Here is a 12,230-nt window from a genome sequence, read left to right on the forward strand (position 1 = left end):
GAGAACCTCCCGTGCGGTCGGTTCTGCGGATACGCTGGCGACCGGCGCGCGACGCGCACAGGAGCCTCGCAGGGAGTGACATGAGCGACACCCGATCCGACTACGACCCGACCCGCTTCCGCGACGTCTTCGAGCACGGGTTCACCTACGCGAACGGCTTCGCCCGCAACACCCACCGGTTCGCCGGCCGCCCCGCGCTCCGCGATCCGGACACCGACCGGTCGTGGACGTACGCGGAGCTCGGCGAGGCGGTCGACCGGGTCGGCGGATGGCTGCACCGCCACGGCGCCGGGACCGGGTCCGTCGTCATGGTGGAGCTGTTCAACGGCCCGGAGTTCGCGATGCTCTACCTCGCGTGCCACCGGATCGGGGCCGTGTTCTCGCCGACGAACTTCCGGCTCGCCCCGGACGAGGTCGCGTTCATCATCGAGGACTCCGCGCCCGTGGTCCTCGTGCACGACGCCGCACGGTCCGCCGAGCTCGCCGCGGCGCTCGAGACGTCCGACCACCGACCCGAGCACGTCGTCGTCCTCGCCGGTCCGGCGCAGCCCGGTAGCGACGACGGCGGCACGGCCCCGGAGCCCGGCGGGACCGGCCGCGCCACCACGGGCTTCGCCGCACTCCTCGCCGCGGACCCCCTGACCGCCGAGGAGCTCGCCGCCGTCGGCCCGCGCGACACCTACGCCGAGACCACGCGTCTGTACACGTCGGGCACCACCGGACGGCCGAAGCCGGTGCCCCTGCCGAGCCTGGTCGAGGTCCTCAGCGCCCACGACGTGATCATGCACTTCCCGCTCAGCCCGTTCGACAAGACGCTCAACATGTCGCCGCTGTTCCACCGGGGCGGCCTCTACTCCGGCGGCCCCAACCCCGTGTTCTACGTCGGCGCCGAACTCACCACGCTCCGGCACTTCGACCCCGACCGCGTGCTCGACCTCGTGGAGTCGGAGCGGCTGACCTTCCTCATCGGTGCGCCGCCGAACCTCGTGGGCCTGGCGAACGCGCAGGAGGCGAAGCCCCGCGACCTCTCCAGCCTGCGCGGCATCGTCACGATGGGTGCCCCGCTCGACCGGGCCGCCGCGCTCCGCTACCAGGAGCTGCTGTCGCCGCGGATCTTCAACGGGTACGGCACGACCGAGACGTTCTGGAACACGTTCCTCCGTCCCGAGGACTTCCCCGACGGCGCCGGCTCGACCGGGCGGGCGAGCACCGACGACGACGTCGCCGTGGTGCGCGTCTACGAGGACCGGCTCGCCGACCCCTCGGACACCGTGGCGAAGGACGGTTCGGAGATCGGCGAGTTCGCGGTCCGGACCGTCAAGTCCGGCTACTCGTACCGCAACCCCGGGCTCGAGGCCGAGAAGTTCGCGAACGGCTGGTTCTACCCGGGAGACCTCGCGACCTGGGACGAGCACGAGCGGGTCACGATCGTCGGTCGCAAGGACGACATGATCATCTCCGGCGGCGAGAACGTGCACCCCGTGCAGGTCGAGGCGGCGCTGCAGGAACACCCCGGCGTCGCCGACTCGATCGTCGTCGGCGTGCCGGACGAGCAGTGGGGCGAGGTCGTCACCGCGTACGTCGTCCGCGCTCCCGGTCGGCTGCCCGAGGACGACGAGGCCGCCGCCGCCGTGCTCGAGGAGTGGACGGGCACCCACCCCGGACTCGCCCGCTACAAGCGGCCGCGGCGCTACCGGTTCGTCACCGAGCTCCCCTACAACGCGACCGGCAAGAAGGTCCACTACCTCGCCAAGGCGACCGCGGTCGAGGACCAGGAGGCCGGCCGCCTGCTCGCGCCCTGACCGAGTGCAGGGGCAGACGGTCGAGCGGACCGTCTGCCCCTGCCGGGCTGGGCTCCGCCCTGTCGGACGGGAGGCACGGGTCGGGCCCGCACCGTGCCTCCCGTCCGACGCGTGGTCACCCCGCTTGCTGCGGCGCGTTCCGCGCGAACAGGCCGGGCAGCAGCCCGCCGATCTTCGTGCCCACGCACAGGCTGACGAACGTCGCGACCGGTGTGGTCAGGGCAACGGGGTCGAACGTGGCGACGGCGACCAGGCCCACCGTCCCCGGGACCAGCAGGAGGAACGCCGGGAAGAACGAGATCGTCGCCGGGATCACCGGCACGATGCGCTCGAGGACCCGCGTCGCGACGAACAGCACCGCGGCCGTCGCGCCCGTCGCCACGACGCTGCCGGCGACCGGGGTGATGCCCGTGAGCAGCGCGTAGGCGCTCGTCATGACCACGACGGAGACCAGCGTCAGCCGCCACCCGGACTGGAAGACGAGGCCGAGCCCGACCGCGAGCAGCGCGACGGCGACCCAGGAGACCCAGTAGGGCGGGACCGCCTCCCAGCCGCCGCGGTCCGTTCCGACACCGGCGACCTGACCGACGAGCGCCGCCGACGAGGGATCGACCCGGAGCCCGGTGAGGACGCTGCCGGCGGCGATCCCGGCCGCCATGAAGCCGAGCATGATGACGCCCTGCATGAGCCGCGAGGACCCGGTGACGATGTCGGCCGCGGTCAGCTCGAGCAGGGCGTTCGTGATGAGCGCCCCCGGGACGAACACGGCCACCGGCGCGCAGACGGCGAACAGCGGGACGTGCGTGAAGCCGGTGCCCGCGGCGACGAGCCCGACGATCGTCGTCGAGACGAAGGCGGCGAGGAACGGCACGATGGCGACGGCCTCGCGGAAGCGCCGGAGCAGCAGACCGATCACCCCGACGACCGCGCCGACCCCGAGGGCGAGCAGGATCGCCCACCACGGGCAGCGGAACACGACCGCGAGGCCCGCCGAGGTCAGGGCGTTGCCGAGGATCCACGGCACGGGGGCGGTGAGCCGGGTGCCGGCGCGGATCGCACGGACCCGCGCCGGGATCTCGGCGAGGGCGATGGATCCGCTCTCGAGGCCGAGCACGAGCCGGTTCGCCCGGGCCGACTGGCGGATGGACAGCTCCACGCCCTCGGCGTTGACGATGGTTGCGGCGCCGGTCGCCGTCTCGCTGACGATGACGAGCGCCGGGAGCACGCCGACCGCGAGCTCGGGTCCGATGCCTGCGGCGTCCCGGGCCTTCTCAAGGGCCGACCGGACGTCGGTGACGGAGCTGCCGGCGTCGAGGAGGAGTGCGCCGAGGGTGCCGAGGAGCATGCCGACGGGGACCGCTTCACCGTCGACGAGCTCGACGTGGGGCTCGGGGCGACGCAGGGTGTTCCGCAGTTGGGTGAGTGCGCTTCCGAGTCCGACCACGGGAGTCGATCGTAGCTGGCGCCGTCGCCGCGGGCCCGTTGTGCGTGCGGTTGCGGTTGCGTTCGAGGTTGCCTCCGCGAAAGCGACAGTGCGGTGCGCGCCGTCGCCACGGTTCTGTCGCTTTCGCGGCCGGCACGTACCCCCGGTGGGACTCGAACCCACAACTCGGCGGTTGTAAGTCGGGTGTCGGTCACCCGGCACGTACCCCCGGTGGGACTCGAACCCACAACTCGGCGATTTTAAGTCGCATGCCTCTACCGATTGGGCCACGGGGGCGGGCCGCAACAGCCTACCGAGCCGCGCCGACCCCGGGAGCCGAGCCCGACGACGCCGGACGGCGGCCACCCCGTGGGGTGACCGCCGTCCGGACGTCGAGCGATGCCTACTTGGCGTCTGCCTCCGCAGTGACCGGCTCGGCCTCCTTCGAGACGTCCTCGGCGGGCGTCGCGTAGGCGGGGCCGGCGGCGTCGGCGGGCTTGCCCTCCTCGGGAGCAGCAGCCGCGGGCGCTGCCGGAGCCGGCGCCTCGACGGCCGGCTTCGGACGCGAGGCCCAGGCCTCGAACGCTGCGCGCGGGGTCTCACGGTCGTCGAGCGACGCGATGTCGCGGCCCAGGAAGAATCCGCCCACCCAGTCGCCGATGACGCGCCACTTGCGCTCCCACGACGGCATCGCCAGACCGTGGTACCCGCGGTGCGCGCCCCAGGCCAGGAAGCCCTTCATCGCGAACTTGCCGGACTGGAACACGCCGATGCCGAGCCCGAGGCCCGCGACGGCGCCGAGGTTCTCGTGCTTGTAGTCGGTCGTGGCCTCGCCGCGGATGACGGCGACGACGTTCTTGGCGAGCTGCTTCGCCTGACGGACCGCGTGCTGGGCGTTCGGCACGCAGAAGCCGCCGACGCCACCGCCGGTGAGGTCCGGCACGGCTGCGACGTCACCGCACGCCCACGCGTCGGCGACCACGCCGTTGTCGTCGACCACGCGGAGGTCGGGCTGCACCCGGATGCGTCCGCGCTGCTCGAGCGGGAAGTCGGTGCCCTTGACCATCGGGTTCGCCATCACGCCGGCGGTCCAGATGATGAGGTCGGACTCGATCGTCTCGATCGACTCGTCCTTCGCCTTGAGCTGGCAGACGCCGCCCTCGGCCGAGGCGAGCTGCGTCTCGAGGTGCACGGTGGCGCCGCGCTCCGCGAGGTTCTGCAGCACCCAGTGCGAGGTCTCGAGCGAGACCTCGGGCATGATGCGCCCCATCGCCTCGACGAGGTGGAAGTGCGTGTCGTCGAAGGACAGCTCCGGGTAGCTCTTCAGCAGGTCGCTCGCGAAGGAGCGGAGCTCGGCGAACACCTCGATGCCGGCGAAGCCACCGCCGACCACGACGACGGTGAGCAGGCGGTCGCGCTCGGGACCGGCCGGCAGGGTCGCCGCCTTGTGGAAGTTCGTGAGGATCTTGTCGCGGATCGCCGCGGCCTCCTCGATGGTCTTCAGGCCGATCGCCTCGTCCGCGACGCCCGGGATCGGGAAGGTGCGCGAGACGGCACCGGCGGTCATGACGATCTGGTCGTAGGTCTCCTCCCACGGCTCGCCGACGGCCGGGGTGATCGTCGCCGTGCGGGTGGCGTGGTCGACCTTCGTGACCTTCGCCGTGACGACCCGCGTCTTCTTGAGGTGACGGCGGTGCGACACGATCGCGTGGCGCGGCTCGATCGACCCGGCGGCGACCTCGGGCAGGAACGGCTGGTAGGTCATGTAGGGCAGCGGGTCGACCATGACGACCTCGGCTTCACCCTGACGCAGGTGCTTCTCGAGCTTCCAGGCGGTGTAGAAACCGGCGTAACCGCCGCCGACGACGAGGATCTTGGGCACGGGGGATGATCTCCTTGGAGTGGGGTGGTTGCCGGGAGGCTGGTCAGAGTTCGCCGCCACCCGCCCCGACTCCGGCGTCTGCACCCTCATCATACGCCCGGCACTCACACCGGGAGGGCGACCAGTCCGCGCGCTCGAGCGCGAGGTCGCCGATGGGGTTGACGCCGGGTCCGGCGGCGAGGGCGTGACCGACGAGCGCGTGCAGGCACTTCACACGGGTGGGCATGCCACCGGCGCTGATGCCGTCGATCTCCTCGACGCGCTCGATGGACGCACGGTCTGCCAGGTAGGACTCGTGGGCGGCGCGGTACTGCTCCGCGACGGCGGGGTCCTCGAGCAGGGCTGCCAGTTCGGGCATGACCTGGTTGGCCTCGAGGGTGCTGACCGCAGCGGTGGCCGCGGGGTGGCACAGGTAGTACAGCGTCGGGAACGGGGTGCCGTTCGACAGCCGGGGCTTCGTGGACACGACCGTGGGGTTGCCACAGACGCAACGTGCCGCGATCCCGATGACGTCACGCGCCGGTCGGCCGAGCTGCTCCGAGACGACGCGGACGTCGCGCTCGGTGGGCGGGTCGAAGGGAGGGGTCGTCACGGGTACGTGAGCCTACCCGAGTCCGGCGCGAGGTCCTACTTCGTGTCACCGGTGCCGGAGAAGTCCGGCGCGACGAGCTCCTGACGGCTCTCGTCGGTGAGGCCGGACTGCAGCACGGACGACAGCATCGCCTGCACCCAGTCGACCTTCGGGGTCTGCACGGTGGAGCTCACCGGCGTGCCGGAGTCGGTCGTCGGGGTGCTCGACGAACGGCGTCCCTCGCTCCCCATCACGAGGTAGCTCTCCTCGCCCGGGTAGACGTAGAGCAGCCGGTCGCGGGCCTGCGCCTCGATGTACGCCGGGTCGTCCCAGCGCGCGACGTCCTTCCGCTTCTGCGACACGTCCTCCTTCTGCGCCGCCACCTCGCGCTGCTGCTGCGCGATCTGCTCCTGCTGCTGGATGAGGGTGCGCAGCGACGGGGCCAGGACGACGACGAACAGCACGATGATGCCGAGCATGAGCAGGCTGAACCCGGAGAACCGGAGCGAGCGGTACCACGGCTGGTGCGCGGCCGCGCCGGCGGCCGGCATGGCCACGGGGACGCGGCGGACGCGGGGCTTCTGGCTGGGCACACCCCAACGCTAACCCGGCTCGACGCCGTGGTCGGGCCCGGCACGCGGGCGCGCGGCCGCCTCCCAGCCTCGCCCTGGAGGCACGACTCGCCTCCGTCCCGCCGGTCGCCGCCGCTCGGCAGCGCACGACCGAGATCACTCGGCATCGCGGTTCCGCGCTGTTCGATCGGCTCCCGGTCGGGCTCCGACGGTCCGCACCGGCGCGCACGACACGGCCCAGCGGCTCAGGACGACGGGACGCCGCCCTCCCGGAGGAGGACGGCGTCCCGGTGGTCGTGCCGGCGCCTACAGCGCGGCGGCGCGGGCGAAGGCCGAGCGACCCGCGTAGACCGCGGCGTCACCGAGCTCCTCCTCGATGCGGAGGAGCTGGTTGTACTTCGCGACGCGGTCCGACCGGGCCGGCGCACCGGTCTTGATCTGCCCGCCGTCGACGGCCACCGCGATGTCGGCGATGGTGGTGTCCTCGGTCTCGCCCGAGCGGTGCGACAGGATCGCGGTCATGCCGTGGCGGTGTGCGAGGGACACGGCGTCGAGGGTCTCGGTCAGGGTGCCGATCTGGTTCACCTTGACGAGGATCGAGTTGCCGGCCTGCTCGTCGATGCCCCGCTGCAGGCGCTTCGGGTTCGTCACGAACAGGTCGTCGCCGACGAGCTGCAGCTTCGAGCCGAGCTCGGCCGTGAGGTGCTTCCAGCCCTCCCAGTCGTCCTCGGCGAGGGCGTCCTCGATCGTGACGAGCGGGTAGTTCGCGACGAGGTCGGCGAAGTAGCCGGTGAACTCCTCGCTCGAGAGCTGCTTGCCCTCGAACGCGTACTTGCCATCGTGGAAGAACTCGGTGGCGGCGACGTCGAGGCCGAGCGCGATGTCCTTGCCCGGGGTGAAGCCGGCCTTCTCGATCGCGGAGAGCAGGAAGTCGAGCGCGGCACGGTTCGAGGCGAGCTCCGGGGCGAAGCCGCCCTCGTCGCCGAGGCCCGTCGCCAGGCCCTGCTTCTTCAGCTCGCCCTTGAGCGCGTGGTAGGTCTCGACGCCCCAGCGGAGCGCCTCGGAGAACGACTCGGCACCGTAGGGCACGAGGAAGAACTCCTGGATGTCGACGTTGGTGTCGGCGTGCGCGCCACCGTTGACGACGTTCATGAGCGGGACCGGCAGCGTGTGCGCGTTCGGGCCGCCGAGGTAGCGGAACAGCGGCAGGTCGGCCGAGTCGGCGGCGGCACGGGCCACGGCGAGCGAGGCGCCGAGGATCGCGTTCGCGCCGAGGCGGGACTTGTTCTCGGTGCCGTCGAGCTCGATGAGCGCGGCGTCGACGAGGCGCTGGTCGGTGGCGTCGAAGCCCTCGAGCGCCGGGCCGATCTCGTCGAGGACGGCGTCGACGGCCTTGAGCACGCCCTTGCCGCCGTAGCGCGAGGCGTCGCCGTCGCGGAGTTCGTACGCCTCGAACGCACCGGTGGAGGCACCGGACGGGACGAGCGCGCGCGAGACGACGCCGTCGTCGAGGAGGACCTCGACCTCGACCGTCGGGTTGCCTCGGGAATCGAGGACTTCGCGTGCGCCTACGGCATCGATCTGGGCCACGGGGTACTCCCTACGAGTTCGGTTGTGGTGATTGCGGGTCCGATCCTACCGAGGCCCGGTGGTGCGGACACTCCGCATGACGCTCGCCGTGGAGAACTCCCGGTGACGCACAGGCCTCGGCCGGTCAGCCGAGTGGGCGGAACTCGATCCCGTCGAGCGAGGTGGTGTCGGCCCGGACCGACGTGAACGCGCCGAAGCCCTGCGCCGCGAGCGCCGCGAGCTGGTTCTTCGTGTTCTTCGCGCGCTTCTCGAGCCGGACGCGCTGGTGCGTCGCGAGCGCCTCGGTCTTGAGCGCGGCGAGTCGGACCGGTTCGACGTCCTTGTCGTAGAGCAGCACGACCGCGTCGGCCGACTCGGCGTCCGGCAACGTGACGAGGTCGACGAGGCGCTCGAACCCGAGGGAGAACCCGACCGCCGGGACGTCCTGCCCGAGGAAGCGCCCGATCATGCCGTCGTAGCGTCCGCCGCCGCCGAGGCTGTACCCGAAGTCGGGGTGCGCGACCTCGAAGATCGTGCCGGTGTAGTAGCCCATGCCGCGCACGAGGGTCGGGTCGAACCGGAGGTCCACGCCGCCCAGTGCCGCACGGAGACGCGTCAGGTCGTCGAACGCCGCCGCGTCGAGCCAGTCGGCCCCGCGGACGGACTCCCAGTCGGCCGACTCGAGCGCCCGGATGGTGTCCTCGAGCCCGGGCAGGTCGGAGCCGGTGGTCTCCCGGAGCTCGGCGGCGACCCCGTCCGCGCCGATCTTGTCGAGCTTGTCGATCGTGATCAGCGCCCGGTCGGCAGCGGCGGGGTCCGTGATCCCCCACGACGCGAGCAGCCCGAGGAGGATGCGCCGGTCGTTGATGCGGATCGACGTCCCGGACACCCCGAGGGCATCGAGCGCGTCGGTGGTCGCTCGGATGAGCTCGATCTCGGCGAGCTGCCCGGGTTCACCGAGGATGTCGATGTCGCACTGGACGAACTGCCGGTAGCGCCCCTTCTGCGGACGCTCGGCGCGCCACACCGGCGCGATCTGGACCGACCGGAAGACCGTCGGCAGCTCGGCACGGTGCGAGGCGTAGAAGCGGGCGAGCGGGACCGTCAGGTCGAACCGCAGTCCGAGATCGGCGAGATCGAGCGGGGCGTCGGCGGCTCGGAGGTCCTCGACGCCCAGGCCGCGCTTCATGACGGCGAACGCGAGCTTCTCGTTGTCGCCGCCGAGCCCGGAGTGGAGCCGCGCCGCGTCCTCGACCACCGGGGTCTCGATCTCGTCGAACCCGTGGCGTGAGTAGACACCACGAACGACGCCGAGCACGTGCTCGCGACGGGCCTTGTCCGCAGGGAGGAAGTCACGCATGCCACGGGGTGCCGTCACGGTCGTCGCCATGTCTCGATCCTGCCAGAACGGACCGGGCGGGTTGCACGACCATCTCCGGTCTGATATTCTTCATCCAGTACCTCGGACTGCGGATGCCTGATCCATCCGCTGTCCGATCGTGTGGGCAACGTGCTGCAGTGTGCCCCACGGTGAGCGGGTCTCCACTCATGCTCCGATTCCCTGCGTGCGTGAGTGGCCCGCTCGCGGGCGCCCTCCTTTTTTTCGGGTTGGGAGGGCGTCCGCATTCTCTTCGTCGGATGCCTTCACGCCACCGAAGCCCGCGTCCACGGCACCGATGTGCCAGTGGTCGGAGCTCGCGCAACGCCGCGACGCCCCATCGAGTAGCGCACGCGGATCTGATCACTTTGCATGCGAGAGCCCATCCGCAGGAACGACGGCGGCCTCCGCACCACGCAATCGGTGCGGAGGCCGCCTCTGACGGAACCGGCTCAGCTCGTCGAGACGCCTCTCCGAGACGCCGACCCGCTTTGACGGCGGCCAACGAAGAACCACGCGGCCGGACCAAGGAACGGCATGACGATCGCCACGACGGCCCAGACGAGCGCCACGATCACGCCCATCTCTGCGGCGTGCCTCCCGATCGAGATCAGCGCGGCGACGAGCAGCGCGAACATCACGACCGTGAGAGCGCCCCAGATCAGGTCGTAGGACATCGGGATGACAGGATTGCTGGACTCCATCGCGGTCCCTACCTCTCGCTCGGCCACGTGCCCCGGACGGTATCACCGTGCCGGGCCAGTGGCGACAGTGTCAGTTGTTCGAAGCCGAGGTCGAGCCGCCGCGGCCGGCGCGGCGCCCCACCCTCGGCACGCTTCCCTTCGGTCGGCACGACGAGTTCTCCCGCTCGGCACGCGACTCAGGCGTCCGCGGCGCGCCCCGCCTCCTCGAGCGCCATGACCGCCGCACGCAGGCTCGCGACCGGATCGACGCCGTCCCGCCGGGCCGCGGCGACCGCCCGGAGCGCCCGGGTCCCCCACGCCGTGTCGACCCGCCCGGCACCGGCCGCGACGACGTCACCCGCGAGGACGACGACGTCACCCGCGAGGACGTCGACCGCGGCGTCGTTCTCGGTCCCCGCGCCGCCGACGGACGCGACGACCGTGTCGGCGTCCCCACGCACCTCCAGGCGTTCCAGGAGCTTGACCGCCCGCTCGAGCGGCGGCATCGCCCGGGGCACCCCGTCCAGGGCGCTGCGCCGCGCAGCCTTCTCCGCCGCCTTCGCCGCACGCCACACGCGTTCGACGTCACCGACCGTGTCCGCCCGCTCGTCCCCGAACACGTGCGGGTGTCGGCGGACCATCTTGTCCCGGACGCCGGCGGCGACGTCTTCGAGATCGAACGATCGCGCGATCCCCGCGTGCAGCACGACCTGGTACAGGACGTCGCCGAGTTCCTCCCGGATCTCGACCTCGTCGTCCGCATCGACGGCGTCGACGAGTTCGTAGACCTCCTCCACCGCGTACCGGGCGAGCGAGGCGTGGGTCTGCTCGTGGTTCCAGACGCAGCCACCCTCGGGCGCGAGGAGACGGGCGACGACGCCCTCGAGGTCGGTCACGGCACTCATGGGCCCATGCTCGCACGCCGACCCTTCCGCCCGGCGGGTTGTCAGTGTTGTCCGGTATCCTGGACGTGGCGTGTCGGGAAGTCTGGTCGACGGTCCGTTCCCCGAACCCACGAAGAGAGACCATGCTGGCACTCCTCCGCTCCCCGCGCTTCAGCGCCATCGCTCTGCTGACCGCCGCCGTCCTCGGCCTCGTCGTCGCGAACTCCCCGCTCGGCCCCGGCCTCGAGACGGCACTCGACGCGCACTCGCCGTGGGGCGCGGTCGGCCTCGACCTCTCGGTGTCGCACTGGATCAGCGACGGCCTGCTCGCGGTGTTCTTCCTGCTCGTCGCGATCGAGCTCAAGCAGGAGCTGGTGGCCGGTGAGCTGTCGAACCCGAAGACGGCGGTGATCCCGGCGATCGCGGCGATCGGCGGCGTGGTGGTCCCGGCCGGTGTCTTCCTCGCGATGACGGCCGGCACCGAGTACACGCACGGCTGGCCGATCCCGACCGCGACCGACATCGCCTTCGCGCTCGGCGTCCTCGCGATGTTCGGCCGCGGGCTGCCGTCCACGGTGCGCGTCTTCCTGCTCGCGCTCGCGGTCCTCGACGACCTCATCGCGATCATCATCATCGCCGTGGTGTTCGCCCACGACACCGACTTCACCGCACTCGGCGGCGCGGTCGTCGTGCTCGTGCTGTTCTGGCTCCTCGGCCGGATGCTGCAGCGCGGCGGTGCCGCACGGCCGTGGCTCATCACGGGCATGGTCGTCCTCGGGCTGCTGGAGTGGTGGCTGGTCTACCACTCGGGTGTGCACGCGACGATCGCCGGCGTGGCGCTCGGTCTGCTGCTCCCCCGACCGACCGGGCACGTCCTCTACGAGCGCGTGGAGCCCTGGTCGAACGGACTCGTGCTGCCGTTGTTCGCGTTCGCCTCCGCCGCGGTGCTGATCCCGGACGTCGGACTCGGCGAGCTCTCGCCCACGTTCTGGGCCGTGGTGGTCGCGCTCCCGGTCGGCAAGGTCGTGGGCATCACGATCTTCGGCGCGGTGGCGACCCGACTCTTCCGTGCACCGGGTCGGGCGACCCTGTCGTTCGGCTCGATCGTCACCGTCGGCGTGCTGGGCGGGATCGGCTTCACGGTGTCGCTCCTCATGAACGAGTTGGCGTTCGCGCAGGACGGCGAGGTGCTCGACGAGGGTGTCCTCGCGGTCCTCGTCGGCTCCGGCATCTCGATGGTGGCGTCGGCCGTGCTGGTCAGCATCCGTGCGAAGCGGTACCGCGAGCGCCGGGAGCTGTCGGAGGCCGAGTCCACCGAGTAGCGCGCTGCTCGCAGTCCGCGGCTGCCACCGCTGGACGACGCCGCCGCTGTCGTCCGACAACGGCGGCGTCGTCCCGCGGCCACATGTCCGACGGGAGGCGCGGTACCGGCCCGCCCCGCGCCTCCCGACAGACCACGCGCGCGA

The 12,230-nt window shown here is 71.6% G+C and carries 10 protein-coding genes and 1 tRNA gene; 2 read left to right on the forward strand and 9 right to left on the reverse strand.

What is annotated here, in order from left to right; translation table 11 throughout:
• Nucleotides 1–80: 80 nt before the first annotated feature.
• The gene (locus tag Csp2054_RS00730) at nucleotides 81–1,802 is read left to right on the forward strand and encodes a class I adenylate-forming enzyme family protein (RefSeq protein ID WP_096897399.1); all 1,722 of its coding nucleotides are present in this window, start codon (nucleotides 81–83) and stop codon (nucleotides 1,800–1,802) included.
• Nucleotides 1,803–1,917: 115 nt separating this feature from the next.
• Here Csp2054_RS00730 and Csp2054_RS00735 read toward each other — a convergent pair whose 3' ends face one another.
• The 9 genes from Csp2054_RS00735 to Csp2054_RS17585 all read right to left on the reverse strand — a co-directional run bounded on the left by Csp2054_RS00735 (nucleotide 1,918) and on the right by Csp2054_RS17585 (nucleotide 10,785).
• Nucleotides 1,918–3,246 carry a threonine/serine exporter family protein gene (locus Csp2054_RS00735; RefSeq protein WP_176491484.1) on the reverse strand — a complete coding sequence of 443 codons (1,329 nt, stop codon included), beginning with the start codon at nucleotides 3,244–3,246 and terminating at the stop codon, nucleotides 1,918–1,920.
• A gap of 202 nt (nucleotides 3,247–3,448) precedes the next feature.
• Nucleotides 3,449–3,522, reverse strand: a tRNA-Leu gene (locus tag Csp2054_RS00740).
• A 106-nt stretch (nucleotides 3,523–3,628) separates the two neighbouring features.
• On the reverse strand, nucleotides 3,629–5,107 hold the full coding sequence (locus tag Csp2054_RS00745; protein ID WP_096897400.1) for an NAD(P)/FAD-dependent oxidoreductase: 1,479 nt from the start codon (nucleotides 5,105–5,107) through the stop codon (nucleotides 3,629–3,631).
• 43 nt (nucleotides 5,108–5,150) lie between these two features.
• Nucleotides 5,151–5,699 (reverse strand): DUF501 domain-containing protein, encoded by a 549-nt coding sequence (locus Csp2054_RS00750; RefSeq protein ID WP_096897401.1) that lies wholly within the window; start codon nucleotides 5,697–5,699, stop codon nucleotides 5,151–5,153.
• Nucleotides 5,700–5,734: 35 nt separating this feature from the next.
• Nucleotides 5,735–6,271 carry an FtsB family cell division protein gene (locus tag Csp2054_RS00755; RefSeq protein ID WP_096897402.1) on the reverse strand — a complete coding sequence of 179 codons (537 nt, stop codon included), beginning with the start codon at nucleotides 6,269–6,271 and terminating at the stop codon, nucleotides 5,735–5,737.
• A gap of 285 nt (nucleotides 6,272–6,556) precedes the next feature.
• Nucleotides 6,557–7,840: a phosphopyruvate hydratase gene (gene eno / locus Csp2054_RS00760; protein WP_096897403.1), complete on the reverse strand. Its 1,284-nt coding sequence runs from the start codon at nucleotides 7,838–7,840 to the stop codon at nucleotides 6,557–6,559.
• Nucleotides 7,841–7,964: 124 nt separating this feature from the next.
• Entirely contained in the window at nucleotides 7,965–9,209 is a 1,245-nt protein-coding gene (gene hisS, locus Csp2054_RS00765) for a histidine--tRNA ligase (protein WP_096897404.1), read from the reverse strand.
• A 440-nt stretch (nucleotides 9,210–9,649) separates the two neighbouring features.
• The gene (locus Csp2054_RS00770; RefSeq protein ID WP_096897624.1) at nucleotides 9,650–9,901 is read right to left on the reverse strand and encodes a PLDc N-terminal domain-containing protein; all 252 of its coding nucleotides are present in this window, start codon (nucleotides 9,899–9,901) and stop codon (nucleotides 9,650–9,652) included.
• A 176-nt stretch (nucleotides 9,902–10,077) separates the two neighbouring features.
• Complete coding sequence (locus tag Csp2054_RS17585) at nucleotides 10,078–10,785, reverse strand: MazG family protein (protein WP_141399060.1); 708 nt, start codon at nucleotides 10,783–10,785, stop codon at nucleotides 10,078–10,080.
• Nucleotides 10,786–10,907: 122 nt separating this feature from the next.
• Here Csp2054_RS17585 and nhaA point away from each other — a divergent pair, with 122 nt between their 5' ends.
• A complete protein-coding gene (nhaA, locus tag Csp2054_RS00780; protein WP_176491485.1) occupies nucleotides 10,908–12,086 on the forward strand; it encodes a Na+/H+ antiporter NhaA in 1,179 nt (392 codons plus the stop codon).
• Nucleotides 12,087–12,230: the final 144 nt, after the last annotated feature.

The sequence above is a fragment of the Curtobacterium sp. 'Ferrero' genome (assembly GCF_002412165.1).
GTDB lineage: Bacteria > Actinomycetota > Actinomycetes > Actinomycetales > Microbacteriaceae > Curtobacterium.

Excerpts from the sequence above, each read along its gene's own strand:
- hisS (WP_096897404.1), bottom strand. The coding sequence starts at position 9,209 with ATGGCGACGACCGTGACGGCACCCCGTGGCATGCGTGACTTCCTCCCT.
- nhaA (WP_176491485.1), top strand. The coding sequence starts at position 10,908 with ATGCTGGCACTCCTCCGCTCCCCGCGCTTCAGCGCCATCGCTCTGCTG.
- Csp2054_RS00730 (WP_096897399.1), top strand. The coding sequence starts at position 81 with ATGAGCGACACCCGATCCGACTACGACCCGACCCGCTTCCGCGACGTC.
- Csp2054_RS00770 (WP_096897624.1), bottom strand. The coding sequence starts at position 9,901 with ATGGAGTCCAGCAATCCTGTCATCCCGATGTCCTACGACCTGATCTGG.
- Csp2054_RS17585 (WP_141399060.1), bottom strand. The coding sequence starts at position 10,785 with ATGAGTGCCGTGACCGACCTCGAGGGCGTCGTCGCCCGTCTCCTCGCG.